This window comes from Pseudomonas sp. LBUM1647 (genome assembly GCF_059716175.1).
The window spans coordinates 2,761,223-2,780,489 of sequence record NZ_CP166809.1; the positions used below are offsets into that span (position 1 = coordinate 2,761,223).

Annotated in this window: 14 protein-coding genes and 1 pseudogene; 9 read left to right on the forward strand and 6 right to left on the reverse strand. The window is 54.8% G+C overall.

Translation table 11 applies throughout. The annotated features are described in order from the left end of the window. The first annotated feature begins 1 nt into the window (after window position 1). A complete protein-coding gene (gene betA, locus ACA059_RS12545) occupies window positions 2–1,690 on the forward strand; it encodes a choline dehydrogenase (protein WP_497634043.1) in 1,689 nt (562 codons plus the stop codon). 176 nt (window positions 1,691–1,866) lie between these two features. Here the strand turns inward: betA and ACA059_RS12550 are convergent, their stop codons facing one another. Further along, the gene (locus ACA059_RS12550; RefSeq protein ID WP_497634044.1) at window positions 1,867–4,152 is read right to left on the reverse strand and encodes an Orn/Lys/Arg family decarboxylase; all 2,286 of its coding nucleotides are present in this window, start codon (window positions 4,150–4,152) and stop codon (window positions 1,867–1,869) included. A 2-nt stretch (window positions 4,153–4,154) separates the two neighbouring features. Continuing rightward, on the reverse strand, window positions 4,155–5,558 hold the full coding sequence (gene potE / locus ACA059_RS12555; protein WP_497634045.1) for a putrescine-ornithine antiporter: 1,404 nt from the start codon (window positions 5,556–5,558) through the stop codon (window positions 4,155–4,157). A gap of 184 nt (window positions 5,559–5,742) precedes the next feature. Between potE and ACA059_RS12560 the strand changes: the two genes are divergently transcribed. Next, window positions 5,743–6,072 (forward strand): hypothetical protein, encoded by a 330-nt coding sequence (locus ACA059_RS12560; RefSeq protein ID WP_497634665.1) that lies wholly within the window; start codon window positions 5,743–5,745, stop codon window positions 6,070–6,072. Window positions 6,073–6,173: 101 nt separating this feature from the next. On the opposite strand, the gene ACA059_RS12565 is transcribed toward ACA059_RS12560, so the two are convergent. Then, a complete protein-coding gene (locus tag ACA059_RS12565; RefSeq protein ID WP_497634046.1) occupies window positions 6,174–6,890 on the reverse strand; it encodes a glycosyltransferase family 25 protein in 717 nt (238 codons plus the stop codon). A 525-nt stretch (window positions 6,891–7,415) separates the two neighbouring features. Here ACA059_RS12565 and ACA059_RS12570 point away from each other — a divergent pair. After that, window positions 7,416–8,069: a peroxiredoxin gene (locus ACA059_RS12570; RefSeq protein WP_497634047.1), complete on the forward strand. Its 654-nt coding sequence runs from the start codon at window positions 7,416–7,418 to the stop codon at window positions 8,067–8,069. Between the two features lie 3 nt (window positions 8,070–8,072). Here the strand turns inward: ACA059_RS12570 and ACA059_RS12575 are convergent. Further along, window positions 8,073–8,341, reverse strand: a pseudogene (locus tag ACA059_RS12575) (cytochrome C); the annotation flags it as partial. A 279-nt stretch (window positions 8,342–8,620) separates the two neighbouring features. Here ACA059_RS12575 and ACA059_RS12580 point away from each other — a divergent pair. The 5 genes from ACA059_RS12580 to ACA059_RS12600 all read left to right on the forward strand — a co-directional run bounded on the left by ACA059_RS12580 (window position 8,621) and on the right by ACA059_RS12600 (window position 13,659). After that, window positions 8,621–9,118 (forward strand): hypothetical protein, encoded by a 498-nt coding sequence (locus tag ACA059_RS12580; protein WP_497634048.1) that lies wholly within the window; start codon window positions 8,621–8,623, stop codon window positions 9,116–9,118. A gap of 458 nt (window positions 9,119–9,576) precedes the next feature. Continuing rightward, window positions 9,577–10,134 carry a polysaccharide biosynthesis/export family protein gene (locus tag ACA059_RS12585; RefSeq protein ID WP_140681200.1) on the forward strand — a complete coding sequence of 186 codons (558 nt, stop codon included), beginning with the start codon at window positions 9,577–9,579 and terminating at the stop codon, window positions 10,132–10,134. An 86-nt stretch (window positions 10,135–10,220) separates the two neighbouring features. Next, entirely contained in the window at window positions 10,221–11,276 is a 1,056-nt protein-coding gene (locus ACA059_RS12590) for a hypothetical protein (RefSeq protein WP_497634666.1), read from the forward strand. Window positions 11,277–11,296: 20 nt separating this feature from the next. Further along, window positions 11,297–12,859, forward strand: coding sequence for a GumC family protein (locus tag ACA059_RS12595; protein ID WP_497634049.1), 1,563 nt, complete (start codon window positions 11,297–11,299; stop codon window positions 12,857–12,859). Between the two features lie 68 nt (window positions 12,860–12,927). Further along, entirely contained in the window at window positions 12,928–13,659 is a 732-nt protein-coding gene (locus ACA059_RS12600) for a CpsD/CapB family tyrosine-protein kinase (RefSeq protein WP_497634667.1), read from the forward strand. 44 nt (window positions 13,660–13,703) lie between these two features. On the opposite strand, the gene galE is transcribed toward ACA059_RS12600, so the two are convergent. Further along, window positions 13,704–14,681 (reverse strand): UDP-glucose 4-epimerase GalE, encoded by a 978-nt coding sequence (gene galE / locus ACA059_RS12605; protein ID WP_497634050.1) that lies wholly within the window; start codon window positions 14,679–14,681, stop codon window positions 13,704–13,706. A gap of 255 nt (window positions 14,682–14,936) precedes the next feature. Here galE and ACA059_RS12610 point away from each other — a divergent pair, with 255 nt between their 5' ends. Beyond that, entirely contained in the window at window positions 14,937–16,583 is a 1,647-nt protein-coding gene (locus tag ACA059_RS12610; protein WP_497634051.1) for a phosphoethanolamine transferase, read from the forward strand. Between the two features lie 64 nt (window positions 16,584–16,647). Here ACA059_RS12610 and ACA059_RS12615 read toward each other — a convergent pair whose 3' ends face one another. Next, the gene (locus ACA059_RS12615; protein ID WP_497634052.1) at window positions 16,648–19,266 is read right to left on the reverse strand and encodes a glycoside hydrolase 5 family protein; all 2,619 of its coding nucleotides are present in this window, start codon (window positions 19,264–19,266) and stop codon (window positions 16,648–16,650) included. Window position 19,267: the final 1 nt, after the last annotated feature.

Consider the following 19,267-nt stretch of genomic DNA (forward strand, 5'->3'; position numbering starts at 1 on the left):
CATGGCTACGCAAAAATACGACTACATCATCATCGGTGCCGGCTCGGCAGGTTGTGTGTTGGCCAACCGCTTGAGCGAAGACCCGGCCACCTCGGTCCTGGTGCTGGAATTCGGCGGCAGCGATCGCAGTGTGGTGATCCAGATGCCGAGTGCCTTCTCGATCCCGATGAACACCAAGAAGTACAACTGGCGCTACGAGACCGAGCCGGAGCCTTTTCTTAACGGACGTCGCATTCACTGCCCAAGGGGCAAGGTGCTGGGTGGCTCATCGTCGATCAATGGCCTGGTGTACATCCGTGGCCACGCTTATGACTTTGACGAGTGGGAGTCCCTCGGTGCAGAGGGTTGGGGCTATCGCAATTGCCTGCCTTACTTCAAACGGGCCGAGCATTACGAGGAGGGCGGTGACGGCTATCGCGGCGGCACCGGCCCGTTGCACACCACCAATGGCAATCACATGAAAAACCCGTTGTACGGGGCCTGGGTCGAGGCTGGCGCAGAAGCGGGCTACATCAAGACCGAAGACTGCAACGGCTACATGCAGGAAGGTTTCGGCGCGATGCACATGACGGTGAAAAACGGCGTGCGCTGCTCCACGGCTAACGCTTACCTGCGCCCGGCGATGGGACGTCCGAACCTGACCGTGGTCACCCATGCAATGACCCGTCAGATCATCCTTGAAGGCAAGCGAGCCGTCGGCGTCATGTATGACCACGAAGGCCAGACTCATCAGGTTTATTGCAACCGGGAAGTGCTTGTATCGTCCGGGCCCATCGGCTCTCCACACTTGTTGCAACGCTCCGGTATCGGCCCGGCCGAGGTCCTGCGCAAAGCCGGGATAGGCGTCCGTCATGACCTGCCGGGAGTAGGGGAGAACCTGCAGGATCACGCCGAGGTGTACATCCAGTTCGGCTGCAAGGAGCCGGTGACGCTGAACTGCAAAATGGATCCTTTGAGCAAGCTGTTGATCGGCCTGCGCTGGCTGTTGTTCAAGGACGGGCTCGGCGCCACCAACCATTTCGAGGCCGGTGGTTTCATCCGCTCAGACAAGGGCCTGCGCTGGCCGGACATTCAGTTCCACTTTCTGCCCGCGGCCATGCGTTATGACGGCAATAAACCGATCAAGGGCCACGGCTTCATGGTGCTCACCGGGCCGAACAAACCGAAGAGTCGCGGTTATGTTCGGGTGCGTTCCGCTGACCCTTACGAACATCCGCAGATTCAATTCAACTATCTGCAACGCGAAGAGGACCGCGAAGGTTTCCGCCGCTGCATCCGCCTGACTCGCGAGATCATCGGCCAACCGGCGATGGACCGCTTCCGCGACGGCGAGATCGCGCCCGGGCCACAGGTGAACACCGACGAAGAAATCGACGCCTTCGTGCGTGAAAACCTCGAAAGCACCTACCATCCCTGCGGCTCGTGCCGCATGGGCGAGGACGAGATGGCCGTGGTTGACTCCGAGCTGCGTGTGCGGGGCATCGCGGGTTTGCGGGTGATTGACTCGTCGGTGTTCCCGACCGAGCCAAATGGCAACCTCAACGCGCCGACCATCATGCTGGCCGAGCGGGCCTCCGATCTGGTTCGTGGGCGCACCATGCTGCCGGCGTCCGATGCGCCCGTCGGGCTTGTTCAGGATTGGGAAACCAGCCAGCGATCATCGTTGCCGGGACGCAATGTCAGGGTTTAAACCCGACTCTGTGGGAGCGAGCTTGCTCGCGATAGCGGCAGGTCAGTCAGCATTGATGTTGAATGTTGCGCCGCCATCGCGAGCAAGCTCGCTCCCACAGGTTTTGCGCCTTAACTGACCAGTATTAGCCCTCAAGGCGCCCGTTTTTTTACTTCGCAGTACGTACAGGCGCTAGCTCATTTCAACACCAGCAAGCTATAAACTCCGCCCTCGCTTTCGATCCCATGGGTGTCATGGGTGAAACCCGGGAAGGATTTGTCGAAGGCTTCCAGCGCCTTGAGATAGGCCAGCAACGGCCCGTCCGCAGGTCCGGCGTTTTCACCCGGCATCAACAGTGGAATGCCGGGTGGGTAGGGCACGATCCCGGTTGCGGCGATGCGTCCAGCGGCTTCTTCGAGTGTCACCCGTTCGATGTCGTTTCTGACCAGTTTTTCGTAGGCCTCCACCGGGCTGAATTCGGCTTTCGGCAGTGTGCCGAACGCCTGGGCCATGTTGGCGGTGGTTTTGTGTTTCTTCATGGCGGCAAAGATTTCGTCGGCCAGATCCTTGAGGCCCATGCCGGCGTAACGAGTCTGGTTGGCGGCCAGCAGATCCGGCAGGCACAGTTCCAGTTCGACGTTGTCGTCATAGTCGCGTTTGAAGTCGAGCAGGGCATTGAGCAAGGTGCCCCATTTGCCTTTGGTGATGCCGATGGAGAACAGGAACAGGATGGTGAAGTCGGTGGTTTTCTCGACCACGATGCCCTGACGTCCCAGGTAGGCCGTGAGCACACAGGCCGGGATGCCCGAGTCGAGCAGGTTGCCGTCGTCGCCCATGCCGGGGCTGAGCACCGAGACCTTGATCGGGTCGAGCATGCAGTAGCCTTCTTCGATGTCACCGAAGCCGTGCCATACCGCGTTGGGATGCAGTACCCAGCAGTTCGGCTCGGTTTTCAAAAGCACCGGGTCGACTTCATGGAACGGCACGGTGGCGGCGCCAACCTGCACGGTAGGCGGCTGCCAGCAGGTAAAGAACCAGTCATCCTTGCTCAGCATCTCGTTGTGCATGCGCGAGACGACCTGGCGGAAACTGATGGCTTCTTCGATCGATTCGGTGGTGAGGATTTGCCCGCTGGGCGCTTCCATCATTGCCGAGCTGACGTCGCAGGAAGCCATGATCGCGTAGTTCGGCGAAGTCGAGGCATGCATCATGTACGACTCGTTGAAGCGCCCGTGTTCGATTGGGTTGCGGCCGTTACGCACGTGAATCATCGAGGCCTGGGACAGGGCGGCCAGCAACTTGTGGGTCGACTGGGTGGCGAACACAGTCGGCTTCGAGTCGTCGTGATCGTCCGGGCTGCCGTGCATGGCGTGGCGCTCGCGGTACAGCGGGTTGAAACGCGCATAACCGTACCAGGCTTCATCGAAATGCAGGCGATCGACGCTTTGCCCCAGCAACTCTTCGACGCGGGTGACGTTGTAGGTCAGGCCGTCGTAGGTGGAGTTGGTGATGATCGCGTGGACAGGTGTCGGATCGATGCCATGCTTGACTAGCGGGTTGCTGGCGATAGCGGCTTTCACGCCTTCGGCGCTCAGGGTTTGCGGCAGGATCGGGCCGATGATGCCGTAGCGGTTACGGGTCGGCACCAGATAGGTCGGAATGGCGCCGGACAGGGTCATCGCATGCTCGGCGGACTTGTGGCAGTTGCGGTCACACAGGGCGATCTGATTGCGCGTGACGCTGGCCATGAGGATGACGCGGTTGGACATCGACGAGCCGTTGGTGACGTAGTAGGTGCGGTGGGCGCCGAACACCTTGGCGGCGTAGCGCTCGCCCTGGCCGATGGGGCCGCTGTGATCGAGCAGCGAGCCGAGTTCACCGACCGAAATCGACAGGTCCGAACGCAGCAGGTTCTCGCCAAAAAACTCGTAGAAGGCGCGCCCCGCGGTGCTCTTCAAAAACGCTGTGCCGCCGGCATGTCCAGGGGTGTGCCACGAGTATTCATAAGTCCGGGCAAACTTCACCAGCGCACCGAACATGGGAGGGAGTGCGGCTTGGCGATAACGTTCGATGGCCGCCAGGATGCGTCCACTGAGGAAGCGACTGGTGTCCTCGGGCAACCAGATGAAGTCGTCGGCGTGCTGCATGACCACCAGCGGAATGCTCGACGCGGTGCTGCGGTCGCTAATCAAGAAAACCGGCACCCGGGTATTGCGCTCACGCAGGCTGACCAGCAGTTGGATGCATTCCTCGTGGCCTTCGCTTTTGTCCATTTCCCAGCTGAGCAGCACGCATTGAATGGCCGGGTCCGAACGCAGGATCGACGTGGCGTCGCTCAAGGTTTCCGACGCCAGCACGTGAACGGCGCGTTCTTCTACATCATTGACCAGCTGAGTCAGGGCGCGACCGAAGACGGTGCGCTTGTCTGGCGGGCTACTGACCAACAGCGTCAGCATCCCCAACGTGTGTCTATATTCCGTCATGATTAAACCTCCAGGGTGACTTTATTCAAGCTATTCACCGGCACCGGCTCGCCAGTGAGGTGCTGTGCGCTGACGGTCTGCGTCGGTACGCTGTTGTTGTACGCTTCGAGTGCAATCAGGCGGTTGTTGACGAAACCGAACAGCGTGTAGCCGAAGATGGTCGCCACGCCGCCGAGCATCAGAGCTTGCTCGCCCGAACTGTAGAGCGCCAGGTAGCTGTAGGCCGCCGCCACCCAGGCAATGATGTTGGTGGCCAAGGCCTTGCCCGCCGGTACGTTGGACACTTTCTGCATGGTCATCAGTGCGGCCATGGACAGGATGTACGGCACCAGGTTGGTGACCACCGCGAGGTTGACGAGGGTGTCGAACTGCTTGCTCAGGTCCGGGCTGATGGTGAGCAGAGCCAGCACCGTCTGCGCGGCGAGCAGTACCAGCATGCCGACAATCGGCGTTCCGGCCTTGTTGGCCTTGGCGAAGATCGACAGGAAGTACCCGGTGTCCGCCGAGCTTTTGTACACCTGGGCAATGGTGAATTGCCAACCCAGCAACGAGCCAACGCAGGCGAGCACCATCGCTGCCATCACAATATCGCCGACCAGCGGGGTGAACATTTTGGCAAAGACCAGCCCGAACGGCGCGGTGGAGGAGGCCAGTTCCGGGTTATCGACAATGCCGGCGATGACGTTGGTGGAGACGATGTAGATCACCGCCGCGCCGAGGGTGCCGCCGAGTACCGCAATCGGTACGTTCTTCTCTGGATTTTCCACCGCGTCGGTGTTGGCGCACGCCGACTCCAGACCGAGGAAGGCCCACAAGGTGATCGCCACCGATGCACCTGCAGCGTCGAACCAGCCCATGTTGTGCGGGTTCCAGCCGGCGGCGTAGACACTGCTGTCGAACCAGAACCAGCCAATGGTGGACACCAGCACCACCGGCGCAATCACACCCCAGACAGTGACCGCACCGATCCGCCCGGTAATCCGCGCGCCACCGAAGTTGGCGAAAGTGGTGATCCACAACAGAGCGATGGTCGCCAGACCCACTTGCAGTGAATCCAGTTCAACATGGAACAGCTCCTGGATGTAGCCGACCGCCGTAATACTGATCGCCACGTTGGCAATCAACAGCGAGAGGCCATAGGTATAGTTTGTGATGTAGTTGCCCGCTTTGCCGAAGGTGTATTCGGCATAGCCGCCCATGCCCCCGGTCTTTCGGCTGAGCATCCCGCAGCGCGCAAAGGCATAGGCCAGCGCCAGGGAGCCGGTGGCCGTGATCAGCCAGGAAAGGATGGAAATACCGCCGACTTCGGCAAGCTTTGTGGGGAGTAGCACAATGCCTGAGCCCAACATGTTGACGGCCGTCAACATCGTCAGTTGCCCAACCGTCATTTTTTTTGCGACTGACATTCCGTTGCCTCACTGGGTTGCATTGAGAAGGGTTAGCTATAGCAAAGGATTGAAATGCCGCAAGAAATGTCCGTAAGACACAGAGAAAACAAGCTATAGCGCATTTAAGGCATTTTGCTGGCCCCGAAGTCTGAAGATTTTGACCAAAATCAATTTATTTTCAGTTAGTTGGGATCGAATGCAAATGCGGAATGTGATGGTTGCGCTGATTTCGTTATGCCTGGCGAGCGTTGCTGCTTCTGTCCAGGCCAAAGAACTGGCATCGAATGATCGTTACCTTTGCAGCTGGGGCGCAGGTACCGCGGCGAGGGCCCAGGAACTCAAGCTGTCCGGGGTTTCACTGTATGCAGCGCGGCAAAAGTTACATACCTACAAGTTCAGTAAGCCGTGGATGCACATGATGGCGATGGGCATTACCGAGCAGACCTATGACAGTAATTCGCGGATGAAGCCCGCAGCCCTGCGCGAGAGCTTTTATGAGGAGTGCGTCCGGTACAAGTTGGCGCGCAAATGAGGAGGGCGGTCCGCCACAATCACCCGGACACGGCTCCTGCGCCGTGCCGGGTTGGTTACGTCAGACATTGAGTACTTCAGACCTTCCCTAAAGAGAGAGGACTATCGAGTTCTTCTCAGGTTTTTTGCCTTTAACCTCCTGAGCATACCCATTACCGGCCGCAGGAGAGGCACCCTGTCAAAGATGGAAAGCTCATGCAGGTCCGTCCGCGAGGGCCTTTGATAGCCACAATTCCAGGTGAAATAGTAAGCCGAAACTTCTTTATTTTTATGAATAAGCGTATTGAGAGCAGCGTCATAATGCATCGGACCTCCGTCAGGATGTCCCGGTGGCCGCTCCAGAACCTGGAATAAAAAATCCCTCAATTTCCCAAAGCATTTCCCGTTTACAGCATAGAAATGGGCCAAATGTATTGGCCGGTCGACTGCTTTCCAAGCGGGCAAGTTTGAATTTTCTTCAAACGGATGCCCAAAATAGACGATGTCCCACTCCATACCTTCCAGAGACTCGATCGCCTCTCTCCCATATTGAGAAATATGTCTGGAAAACTGTATGTCGTCCTCCATGATCAAGATATTTTTCAAATTCAGGCGCATTGCCTCTTCCAGCACCCCCAGATGACTCAAAAAGCAGCCTCTGACCCCGACGCTCGGGAAGCCATTTCCCTCACTGGGCGTAACAGCCTCAAAAAAGCCTATTTTTTCATCATCAATGTGAAAGCCATTGCGAGTGAATTCTTCGACTGTTTCTAAACGGCGATCCTTTCTTGACGAGATATTGATGATTCTTACTCGATCAAAATACTCGATCACATTCATCTGTCAGGTCCTTAGCGCAGACAATCAGGGCAGTTGTATTGGGGAACCCGCAGAATTCGGAAAAAATCGTACGCAAGCACTGCCGACAGGAGGCAATCCCTTACGTCTTCTGGGTTGTGTCCGATTGAAGTACACCTCATCAACCAGGCGTCCGGCGGTTCACTCGCGCAGCGTCAGAGTTGGGCCACTTTCTGTATTTCCTGACGGCTCGGCGTCAACTTCCATGACCTCAACCTGACAGGCTGAATGCTTGGCGATTTTGTCCGTTTTCTCTATCGACCCCGGATTGCAGTATAGGCAGCATTTCCGGATGAAGTTTTAGTCTCGTAAATCGGCGTGCAGCCCGTTCGGGAAGACACGCCAGATAGGTGCTCAGTGAATGGGCACCGGGCGTAAATCCCCGATAGGTCCGGGCATTTACCGCTGACGCCAGCCCTTCGGCGGGGTGCAAAGCGAAGTCTTCAAGGTCTCCTATACTGGATCGTTCCGAGAGTTTCCCTACCCTTCACAGCGAGGAGAACGCACATGACCATTCGTATTGGCGACGAAGCACCGGATTTCACCGCCGAAACCACCGAAGGCACGCTCCATTTCCACGAATGGATTGGCGACAAGTGGGCCATCCTGTTCTCACATCCGAAGGACTTCACCCCGGTCTGCACCACTGAGCTCGGTTATATGGCCGGGCTCAAGCCGGAGTTCGACAAACGCAACACCAAGATTGTCGGCCTCAGCGTCGACCCGGTCGGTAACCATCAGACCTGGGCCAAAGACATCGAAGAAACCCAGGGCCATGCGGTCAACTACCCTATGATCGGCGACGACAATCTGGTGGTGGCCAAGCTCTACGACATGATTCACCCGAACGCCAGTGGCGGCGCTCGTACTGCCGTGGACAACGCCACGGTGCGTTCAGTATTCATTGTCGGCCCGGATAAAAAGATCAAGGCGATGCTGGTCTACCCGATGAGTGCCGGGCGCAATTTCGATGAAGTGTTACGGCTGCTCGATGCTATCCAGTTAAACGCTAAACACACGGTTGCCACGCCGGTGAACTGGCGTCCGGGTGAGGACGTGATCATTCCTACGTCGGTATCCGACGACGACGCAAGGAAGAAGTACCCGGATGGCTTCAAGACGGTGAAACCTTATTTGCGTACGGTGGCGCAACCGAAGTAATGGTCAGTCATTCATCCTGTCTTCAATCGCGATGCCTTTTACGCGCATTGCATTGATCTGCTCGGTGCGGGTGCCAGGGAGGTTGAGCATGGTTCCCTGGCGCAGCGTCTAGACTTCTACAGTGTTCCAGGGCTGAGAATGCACGGGGAGCCTTTACCTGCCATGCCGTCTTCATGCGTCAAAAACTCTCGGCCGCCGGGTACTTTCAGAAAGTTGCCGACAAACCCGCCTTTACAGGCGTCGTCAGTGGTCGAGCCCATGCCATTGCCAAGGCGCTTCGTTGCCCGGTGCAGGGCGCTACGCCGGGCCTTTGGCGAGCGTCCAGATACGGGCGAATGCCCACGGATGAAGCTATTTCAGATGGATAGAATTCACTGGGCTGACGTGCTCGCCGTGTCGTTATTTTGACGCCATCCACCGTGGATTGTTATTTAAATTTATTATGGTGACGAGCTATTGACGTAATGGCGATGTGCTTATAGGCTCAATTCAGCCGATAACGATTCCTTCACCCGACAAAAGAATAACCCCCTACGCAAGGAGGCGGTGTTATGCGCTCGACACTTGTCATGAAATTCGTGTTGTTTTCTGTGATGCTGAATGGTGCTGCCGTTGCTGGCGCTCAGGCGACAAGTTTGGCCAATGAAATTAGTCGCATAAGCAACACATGCGAGGAGTTAGGACCTCAACTTTGCAGGGCTCTCGAAGAGCACGCGGGTGACGCGCTGATTACTTTTGGAAAGAGCCTTGACTTGCCTTCGATGATCGCCGATTTTTACTTCGATAATGTGCCTTCCGGTAAATCCGGCAGCGTCACTCGTAACATTGGCTTGGGCGCAGGTGTATCCGTCAACTCTTCTTCGGGTGACGGATTAATGGCGGCGGTTGACAATAAGCAGTTCAAGATTGATTCGTCTGTCCAGGATAAAAGTCTGGTTGGGGCATCTGATATCAATCAACCGAATGCGGTTCCGCTTTCTGCGGCAGCATGGTTATTTTCTTCCGCGTTGTTTGGTTTTATTGTGGTTGCCAACCGACGGAAGATATAGGGGTTGTTAACGTTTTTGGCAATAATGGTTATTTAGACAGTCACTCTGGTGCCTGGGTAGATACACAGCTTTATTTGTTGTTTTTGCGGATGATGTCTGTCTTGCAATGATACTTGGTTGGTAATTGTGGATGTCAGTTAGTTGCGCTGGCAAACGTAGTCATAGTCAGGTTGACAGTGTCGCAGTTGAGCCGATTCAAGCGGACACGGTGTAGTTAATATTGGCGCGAAATACATCGGAGGTGGTTTGCTTGCTCCAACCTTTTGTTAAATAACACTATTTTGCTGTTTTGCACTAACGTTCCGGTTTCGGGTGTGTTGCATTGGCGGAATTGACCGCCCAGAAGCTCAAGGTGATTGCTGTTTAGTAGTTTCTTTGGCGTGAAATAGGCTAGAGTGATTTGACTAGGTTTTTTTGTTCTAAACTCCTTGCATGGCTACTTAGACGGAGGGATCCCGATGTTCCGTTCATTGATACCTGTGCTCTGCGCGCTGGCTGTTTGGCCCAGCATTTCCAGTGCCGTCGAAAATGACCCGACTTACCGGCTGAGTCCGGGAGATAACCTTTCTGTTTCCGTGTGGGGCGAAGACAAGCTCAAACAGGATGTACGCGTACTCCCCGATGGCAGCATTACCTTCCCGCTGGCAGGGCAAGTCAATGTTGCGGGGCTTGATGCCACCGCTGTTGCGAAGCAAATCGCTGCCAAGCTTGAGGCTTTCATACCTGATCCGCAGGTGAGCGTTGTCGTCACCGGCACCGAAGGTAATCTCGTCTACGTTCAGGGCAAAGTGCTGAAGCCTGGCACCGTGCATATGTCAGGCCAAACGTCAGTGCTGCAGGTAATAAGCATGGCGGGTGGGCTCGACAAATTCGCCGATAAGGACGACATTAAGGTCGTGCGACTCAATGGGGCTAGACAAGAGATCCTGCGCGTCAACTACAGCAAGTTGATGTCGGGGGATGACATGTCCACCAATTTTCTACTTAAAGCCGGCGATACGCTGGTCGTGCCTTAGCCTTGCGCGAGGCACTAGGGATTATCTTGCTTGAATTTCGAACGACCGGGATTGCGACGGCAATCCTGGCTTTGTCGTGTTCGGACATGGCCTATGCTGCTACTTGGCAATCAGCTATAGCAGTGCCTTCGACGGTCGAGTACGACAGCAATCCACTGCTGCTCACGAGTGATGAGAAGGGGGTGACCCGTACCATCATCGCCCCCGATTACAGCCTCGTGGGTACTTCCGGACGGGATGAGTTCCAGTTCGGTCTCGGGTTAAATATCGTGCGTTCGTCGGATACGTCCATCGTTTCGGACCGTGAAGATCCCAGATTAAGGTTTGGGTGGCAGCGCGAGACCGAAACGGGTGCTTTTGGACTCACGGCGAGATATGAAGAAAACTCGACGCTTTCCACGGTGGTTCAGGAAACCGGCGTAGTTGCCTCTGATGGCACGCAAAAGATGTATTTGGTGGGCGGCAACTGGAGCACTGCTCTCAGCGAGCGAAGTACCCTGGTTAACGAGACTGACTACACTCATGTCACTTACGATGTCGATACACTGACCGACTATGACGAGCTGGCGACCCGCTTCAGCTGGAACTATGCATGGAGTGAGCAGGTCGAGTTGTTCACCCGCCTTGGCGTGAGGCGCTATGAGCCGGCGGAGGGGTCTGCGGTGGCTTCCTCAAACAGCTACACCCCCACGGTCGGCTTGAATGTCCAATTCTCCGAGCGGCTCAAGGGGACGGCCTACGCGGGTCTCAACCAAGTATCCGGCACAGGTAGCGGCCCCAAAGGCCAGGGCGGTTTAATGTTGCAATATGCCGGTGAGCGTATTGATACCAGCATCGACGCCAGTCGTAGCACTCTCGCCAGCGGGGACGGTGGTTTCGTCGAGGTTGATGCCCTGAGGGGTTCATGGAGCTATGCCGTCGATGAGACCCGGCGCACCGGTTTCGATGCCTCCTGGCAAGACGCCAAAGGCCGGACGCCTAATACCCTGCAAAATTACAGTGCCTGGTTTAGCCAAGAACTCTCGCCTTTTTGGATTGCACGCCTATCCTACACATACAAACAACGCCAGCAAGATGGCTTGCCGGATGCCACTGCAAACGTCGTCGGGCTGACGCTGACTTATAGTTATCCCGGTCTCTGACATTCAGCTGTGTGAGAAATATGGCCTCTGAATACGAAATGTCGTTCAACGACTACCTAGCTATCATCAAGCACCACGCCCTGCTGTTGATCCTGAGTTTCGTGGTCATACTCGGCGTGTGCATAGCGGTAGCGATCTCTCTCCCGCCGACCTTTGAGTCATCCGGCACGATTCTGGTGGAGTCTCAGCAGATTTCGCCAGACCTGGTGGCGGCCAACAACAATACCTTTGCCGATGAGCGCATCGAAGTCATTCGCCAGCGCGTGATGACCCGTGAGCATCTGGAAGGGATCATCAACAAATACAATCTTTTTGCTTCGCAAAGTCGGCAACTGAGCGTTAGCGAGAAGATCGAAGAAATGCGCAATGCGATTGTGGTCTCCCTTGTCAGTGCTGCCGTCAAGGGGCGCGGAGAGGTGACGATTGCTTTCCGTCTTTCCTTTGAACACCGGCAGCCAGAGATTGCGAACAAAGTTGCCAATGAGCTGGTGACGCTGTTTCTGGATGAAAACATCAAGCAGCGCACCGAGCGCGCCAGTGAAACGACAGAGTTCCTGACGCAGGAGGCGGACAAACTCAGGGTGGAACTGGAAACCCTGGAGAACCGGTTGGCGGACTTCAAGCAGGCACACAGCAACGCGCTGCCCGAGCATCAAGAGCTGCGCATGAATATGTTGACGCGCGCCGAAACCGAGCTTAAAGAGGTCGACCGTGACTACAAAACTGCCCGTGAGGAGTTGCGCTTCAATGAGCTGGAGCTTTCCGCCGCGAATGCCGGACTAGCGACCAAGCCTGGAGCACCCGGTGCGGCAGTTGATAAACCACAGGATCTGGCTAGCCTCAAGGCGGAGTACATCCGGTTGCAGTCGCTGTATACGCTAGCCCACCCCGACGTGCGTGCCGTCAAACGCAAAATTGCTGCACTTGAGGCTGGCAAAGGTGCTAATGGTGCAGCGGCTTCGGTCAATCTGGACGTTGCCAAGGCTCAGGCGCGGATCTCCGCAGCAGAAGCACGTATCAAGTCGCTGGCCGATCAAAAGCAGCAAATACTCGGAAAAATAGCCGAATACGAGGCACAAATTATTGAGACGCCGCAAGTCGAGCGCGGCTTGGTCACGGTGATGCGTGACCATGATAACGCTCGTAAAAAATATGAGGAGATTCGCACGAAGGAAATGAGTGCGAAAATTTCCGAAAGCCTGGAGCAGGAAAATAAAGCCGAGCGTTTTGTTCTTCTGGAGTCACCGCTGATGCCCGAAAAGCCGGTACGGCCGAACCGTAAAAAAGTGGTTGCCATGGGTTTCTTGCTTGCCCCGGTGGGTGCTGGCGCACTGGTGATGCTCCTCGAGATGATGAGTCAGCGTGTGCGCGGTGCCCAGGCCTTGGCCAGCTTACTGGGTAGACGCGTATTGGTTTCCATTCCCTACATTCATACCAAGGCTGAACTGGCACGCCGCAGGAAGTGGCGAATGCTATTGATCGTCTGTGGAGTCGTGACAATCGCGATCTTTCTGGTGCTCCTGCACTTCCTCTACATGCCTCTGGATCTTCTGATGTTTAAAGCTCTGGGCCGGTTTGCATAAGGAATATAGCCATGGAAATGTTCAATCCCGATACCGAAAAAGCCGAGCAACAGACCTCGTCAAAAGCCATGACGCCGACCGCGCAGTCCACAGGTCTGAATGCACTCAGTTATGTGCAAACCAAGGTTGTACCTTTGCGACCAGATCACCTTGAGCGCAACCGCATTGTGGCTTACAACAAAAATTCGAATATGGGCGGGGCATTCGATCTACTGCGTACACAAGTGCTAAAAATCATGGAAGAAAATGGCTGGCGCACGCTCGCCATCACCTCGCCGACTCCAGAGGCAGGCAAGACGGTGTTGGCAATAAACCTGGCGATGAGTATCGCGCATCACACGACCAAGACGGCGTTACTGGTGGACTTCGACTTGCGTCGTCCGAAGGTGGGTCAGTATCTGGGTCTGCCGATGGATAAATCGCTCAATGAATTGTTGGCAGATGAAGCTGAACTGCAAGAAGTACTGGTCAATCCGACCTTGCCGCGCTTTGTGGTCCTGCCGACGCGTGAGCCGATTCCTCTTTCCACCGAGGTGCTGTCATCGCCTGCAGTGAGTCATTTGATTGCTGATCTGCGCGAGCGCTACAACTCACGCATCGTGATTTTCGACTTGCCGCCGTTGTTGAGTTCGGATGATGTGATTAACGTCCTGCCCAGGTTCGACTGCGTCCTGCTCGTTGTCGCTAATGGATTGAACAGCAAGAAAGAGATCGAGGAAAGCCTGCATCATCTTGGGACAGCCAATCTGATTGGCACGGTGTTGAACAAAGCCGAGCCCGAAAACCGCTCTTACTACTAGAGCATCACCCGCAGGAGGTCGGCGCTATTGGCTAGCGCCGACGGTCAGTGCCAAGGGTACTTCTGCTCCCAGCTCCAGGCGTGCGCCACTATCTGTTCAAGTGAGCCAAATTGCGGTTGCCAGCCAAGTAATGTGTTGGCCCTGCAGGGATCGGCCACAAGGCGTGGTGGATCGCCCGCGCGACGTGGCGCTTCGCTGATAGAGATAGCCTGGCCGGTCACGTAGCGCGCGGTATCTATCACTTGCTGTACTGAGAAACCTTGACCGTTACCGAGGTTGAACGCCGTGCTTGCACCCCCTGCCAGCAGATAATCCACGGCAAGTGCATGAGCTGCAACGAGATCGACAACGTGGACGTAGTCGCGAATGCAAGTGCCGTCAGGTGTGTCGTAATCACGGCCATAGACGGTGATGGTTGCGCGCCGTCCGGAGGCTGCTTGCAGGATCAGGGGCAGCAGGTGGGTTTCCGGTTCATGGCGTTCACCTAACTGTCCTTCAGGGTCTGCTCCGGCGGCGTTGAAGTAGCGTAGGCAGACCGATTTCAGCCCGTATGCGCGGTCGAAATCTTCAAGCATCTGCTCAACCATCCACTTGCTGCGTCCATAAGGGTTGATCGCGGCCTTGGGATGCTCCTCGTCGATGGGTACATACACCGGGTCACCGTAGACGGCGGCGGTCGAGGAAAAAATGAAGTTTTTAACCCCCGCGCGAACCATGGCTTGTAGCAGGGTCAGGGTGGCGGCCAAATTGTTTTGGTAATACTTGGCAGGTTCAGTCACGGATTCACCCACCTGTATAAAGGAGGCGAAATGGAACACGGCGTCAAAGTGATGTGAGGCAAACAGGACGTCCAGGGCTTGCGCGTCGGCTATGTCCAGTTCGACCAGTTTTCCGCCCGCCAAGGCGCTGCGATGGCCTGTGGAAAAGTTGTCTGCCACCACCACTTCGTGACCTGCACGCAGTAGCTGTTTAACCATGTGCGAGCCGATATAACCCGCGCCACCCACCACCAAAAATTTCATCCTGATCTCCGATTTCCTGGGCACTATCGCTGTGCAAGCTACTGCCAGCCGAACTTGATTGTATAACGGCCATCAAGGCAGGTCGCGGGCAGCTTCTGCTTTTGCTCCCGAATGCCAAGGGTGAACAGTGTCAAGCCTTGCGACTCGCTACGTTTGGAACGCCAAGGAGAGAATGTTTCGAACATGATACAGAGCGCGCCAATTGGAGCTACCCTCTGAGGAGGCATATGGGTAACCTATGAGAATAATTATCAAATGAAAAACTCTGCCAAAACTATCGATTACTCATTAAAAATATTTAAAGCAGAATGGCCAAATTTAGTATTGTGGTCATTTCTGCTATCACCGTTGATTGTGAGGACGCTAACAAACAATCAATACTCTAAAATTGATTTATTGGTCGTTTACACCCTTGGCATGTCGGTGTTGTGGCTTTTGGCAATTCGATTTATTTCATCCAATCAATTCAAGGTTCACATTATTCTGCTGCCGTTCTATTTGGTAGCAGCTATTGATCTTTTTTTGGTTTTGAATTTCCACTCGAGATTAACAGCTGCCTATATATTTATTGGCATGACAAACTATCAGGAGGCAAGCGAGTTTCTGCCGACCTATTGGCAGCCCATCAGTATCGTTTTGGTGATTTTCATATTGTGCTATGGGGTTGGATTAATAGGCCTGCACAAGCGCGAATTGTATAAAAACAAAAGTATTTTTGTTTTGATGGTTAGCGCCTTGCTAGTGGGTTATGGGGCGTATTTTTATAAAACCGTCAAACTTAATTCTTTCGGGAAATCTGCAGTCATGGATCTCCTTGCAAAAGATCAAAGCACGCCAGTAGGTTATTTGTCGCAAATTGCCCTGACTGCAAATTTGTACTTGGGGACGGAGGAACTTATCAAGCGCCGTCGGGAAACTGATGTAAAAATAACCAGCCTGTCGAATCAATCAAATATAGAAACTATTGTTTTTGTGATCGGTGAGTCATCACGGCCGCAGAACTGGTCCCTCTACGGTTATAACAAGGAAACAACCCCGAATCTCGGTAAGCAGGCGGGGCTTTTCAAGTTTAATCAGATCTGCACGACAGCCCCATATACCTCGTTTGCGGTTCCTTCAATGCTGAGCCTTGAGCCTATATCGGATTGGGACGCCATTGCGTCAACAAAATCATTGGTGAGTATATATCGCGCAGCCGGGTACATGACCTATTGGTTGTCTGTACAGGAGGTAGATAGTTTTGGCGGAATAATTCCACAAATAGCCGCAGAGGCACAATACCGTCAATATTTTGAGAGAAGCTATGATGGAGCGTTGATTTCAGAATATGAAAAAATACTGAATAAAAGCGATACAGAAAAGAAAGCCATATTCATTCATGTCAAGGGTAGTCATTTCGAGTATGCACGCCGATACCCGGAAAATTTCGATAAATTCAAGCCGTCAACAGACAGCTTCAAAGACAAAATTACCGCGGAATATGACAATAGTATTTTGTATACGGACTGGCTGTTGAGCACAATTATTGATCAATTGAAGTCCAGCAAAAAACCATCTGTATTGTTTTATTCATCGGATCATGGCGAGAACATGATGGATGACAGTCGAGGGCTCTTGGGTCATGGCATTGGCAATAAATATGATCTCCCGGTTTCGGCATTTATCTGGGCATCCGATAATGTTTCAAGCTCGCAATCGCTCAAGCTTTTAAAGTTGAAGGAAAGAGAGAGTCAGAAAATCAGCGTCTCCTCCTTGCCACATACGCTTTTAAATATCACAGGGGTTTTCACGAACAAGTATAAAAGTTCGGATGATTTATTAAGCGATGATTTTGTATCGTCGAAATGTCCACATCTGCTCGGCGCAGGCTATGTTCCAACGTTTGATTTTGACGCCCTTTAAATAGCCCTCGCGAAACAACGCCGCAAGGCGTTGTTCCATCAGGTTGAGGTCGGCTGAACGTCGCCTAAGGTTGTGCTTGCGTGACGTCTTTTTTCAAAAACAACCAGTTCGACGCCTGCAAGCCGTCGAACTTGATGGTATAGCGGCCATCAAGGTAGGTCGCGGGCAGCTTCTTCATTTGCCTCAGAATGCCGTGGGTGAACAGTGTCAAGCCTTGCGGTGCCTGGATGGTTAGCGTGCCCTCGAGGGGCTCAACGTAAAAAGGTATTTTGTCGCCGTCCTGGGGGACGGCACGGGTGCCTAACGAAATCAGTAAATCCTGCGATCGGCCCAAAGGCGCGTCGTCCAGACTTTGCACCACCACACTGGCGTTGGCGGTCTTCACTTGAACCTTAATGTTGCCAAGGCTGATCGACTCGTCGCCGATCCAGCCGGTAGCGGCCTGGGTACGCGGTGTATTGATGGTGTAGACGCCTTGTTTCCAGTTGCGCTTTAACTCACCCGTGTCGGTCGTGGACTCGATGGCATTGGCGTCCAGTAGCGACTGGTCAGGGTCATGAAATTCCTGTGCATTGCTTGGGATAACGCTCTGTTGCAACCAAGGCAACTCTGGCGTTTGTGGCATCGCGATTTCCAGCTTGCCTTTCTCCATGGCTGTGCGCAGTAGAGCAGAGTTGGCCGGTGTGATCATTTGGTTGAACAGGGTGGCTGACGTCGGCGCGAAGACGTAGGTCGTTGTTGCTTCGCGAACGTCTGCACGGCGATAAAGCAAGGCGGCGGCGGGCAGGGTGGCCAGCATTGCAGGGTCGTTATAGGCGTGCCAGTTGTTGGCACTCATTCCTACGCCCCCCATTGGCTCCTGGCTGTAGGCATATTGCATCAGTGCATCCCAGCCTTGGTGGCTGGCGGTGCCAGCGATATAGAGTGGCAGCGAGTGACGGTCTGGTATCGGGAAGGGCTCATTGTTCCACTCGGTGACGGTCAAGGGTTTGCCGATGACCTGGCCGGCGGCAATCCAATTCACTATGCCGTCGCTATAGAGCGGGTTTTTCTCGACCTGTCCCGAGCCACCGTAGCTATGGACGTCTATTACGTCGCCGGAAGTAAGTGCCGGGAGGGAGTTCAGGCCATTGCGGCCCCAGCTACTGGTCGTGGCGATGGGGACCTTCACGCCTATTCCACGCAGGTGTTGAATCATGTCGATGTTGAAACGTCGCTCCAGATCGTTAAGGAACATCTTGGAGGGGCCTGGCTCCCAGGAGCGCCAGGTCTGGTCTGCAGACAGATTGTGCTGTTTGGCAAAAGCCTCGGCCTCCGCCATGTAGACGCGGTTGTGCTTCGGCAAATTCTTGTCTGGCAGCAGGGCGTTGCCAAAGTGGTTGGTGACGTCGTTTTCGTTGGTAATCAGTACGGCGGCAATCGCCGGGTCGTCTTTGTAAGCGAGGCCGGTATAGCTGTTTACATGGGTCAGGTAGGCTTCGGCAAAGCGCTTCATGGCTTGCTGAATGGTGAGGTTTACATAGGAATAGCCCTTGAGATAGGTGAAATTCTGTTCTTCTTTGGGCAATTCATCGAAGCCATAAATGTTGTCCTTTTCAGTAAAGACTCGCTGGACGTGCAGATCGAGCCACACATAAATGCCTTCGTCTTTCAGGCATTTGATCCACCAGTCGATTTTTTTCAGCGATTCCGGGCTCAGTTGCTGGGTGCTGCGCGTGACCCTGCCGTCGCCAAAGATGTTCGGGAAGACCCATGGCGAGTCATGGTGGTGCAGTCGTACAAGATTGAAGCCCAGTGCCGACAGGCGTTTGGCCTGGAGCTTGATTGCATCGTCTGAGGTTTGGAACAACGCGTAGGCCGAAAGGTTGGTGCCCCAGAAACGCGCCGTAGTGTTGTCGGCAAACTGCAATTGCTCGCCGGAGGCTTTGACGAAGCCGCGCTTGCCTGCAGGTTTTTCCTGAGCGTTGAGAAAGGACAGGTCGACCGGCGAGGTTTTCCAGTCGAGCTTGTCAGTCGGCCAGCTCTTTGGGTCCGACAAGCCGAAGCGCTCGGTAACGGTTGGGCCGACCGCCACATCGCCAGAAACGCTCAAGGTCGCTGTGAAATCCAGGCGGCCAGGTTTGATCGTGTTCTTGTAGAAAAAAGCACGCACCTCGGATTTACTGCCCGGTTCCAAGTACACACTCGCCAGTGCGGGCTCGAAGCGCATTTCGATGCGTCGCCCTTGCGCGTTGCCCCAGGTCCAGCCGCGGTTGTCGGGCAGCAACGTGGGCTCGCCCATTTCTCCAGCGAAAAGAGCGGGGTCGAATTCGAAGACCATGCCCCCCCCTGAAATGCCCGACTTGCCGCTGTGCGCATCCACGGCAAAATTCCAGGTCAGCTTTTGCTCGTCTTGTTTCTGAATCTGCGCAGCCAAGTCGAAATCCAGTGCTTTGTTTTTGCCTGCAAGGGAGTATCGATAAGGGGTGTTTACCTTGAATTCGGTCTGCAAATACGTCCAGTCCCAGTTGCGCCCAAAGAACGAGAATGTCGTAGCAAATGCCGGGCTGCCGCCACGCTCCAGCATTGGCAGGCCGTTGCGCTCATCCACACTGACGACCCAGTCCGACGCCCAGGTACGAAACGGCCAAATAGCAAAAACCAGCAGGAGCAGTATCAGGGGGCGGCGAGACAATTGGATCATG

Coding starts and splice junctions, on each gene's coding strand:
- ACA059_RS12565 (WP_497634046.1), bottom strand. CDS start 6,890: ATGAATGTGATCGAGTATTTTGATCGAGTAAGAATCATCAATATCTCG.
- ACA059_RS12595 (WP_497634049.1), top strand. CDS start 11,297: ATGGCCTCTGAATACGAAATGTCGTTCAACGACTACCTAGCTATCATC.
- ACA059_RS12580 (WP_497634048.1), top strand. CDS start 8,621: ATGCGCTCGACACTTGTCATGAAATTCGTGTTGTTTTCTGTGATGCTG.
- ACA059_RS12560 (WP_497634665.1), top strand. CDS start 5,743: ATGCGGAATGTGATGGTTGCGCTGATTTCGTTATGCCTGGCGAGCGTT.
- ACA059_RS12550 (WP_497634044.1), bottom strand. CDS start 4,152: ATGACGGAATATAGACACACGTTGGGGATGCTGACGCTGTTGGTCAGT.
- ACA059_RS12585 (WP_140681200.1), top strand. CDS start 9,577: ATGTTCCGTTCATTGATACCTGTGCTCTGCGCGCTGGCTGTTTGGCCC.
- ACA059_RS12590 (WP_497634666.1), top strand. CDS start 10,221: ATGGCCTATGCTGCTACTTGGCAATCAGCTATAGCAGTGCCTTCGACG.
- betA (WP_497634043.1), top strand. CDS start 2: ATGGCTACGCAAAAATACGACTACATCATCATCGGTGCCGGCTCGGCA.
- potE (WP_497634045.1), bottom strand. CDS start 5,558: ATGTCAGTCGCAAAAAAAATGACGGTTGGGCAACTGACGATGTTGACG.
- ACA059_RS12615 (WP_497634052.1), bottom strand. CDS start 19,266: ATGATCCAATTGTCTCGCCGCCCCCTGATACTGCTCCTGCTGGTTTTT.
- galE (WP_497634050.1), bottom strand. CDS start 14,681: ATGAAATTTTTGGTGGTGGGTGGCGCGGGTTATATCGGCTCGCACATG.
- ACA059_RS12610 (WP_497634051.1), top strand. CDS start 14,937: ATGAAAAACTCTGCCAAAACTATCGATTACTCATTAAAAATATTTAAA.
- ACA059_RS12570 (WP_497634047.1), top strand. CDS start 7,416: ATGACCATTCGTATTGGCGACGAAGCACCGGATTTCACCGCCGAAACC.
- ACA059_RS12600 (WP_497634667.1), top strand. CDS start 12,928: ATGACGCCGACCGCGCAGTCCACAGGTCTGAATGCACTCAGTTATGTG.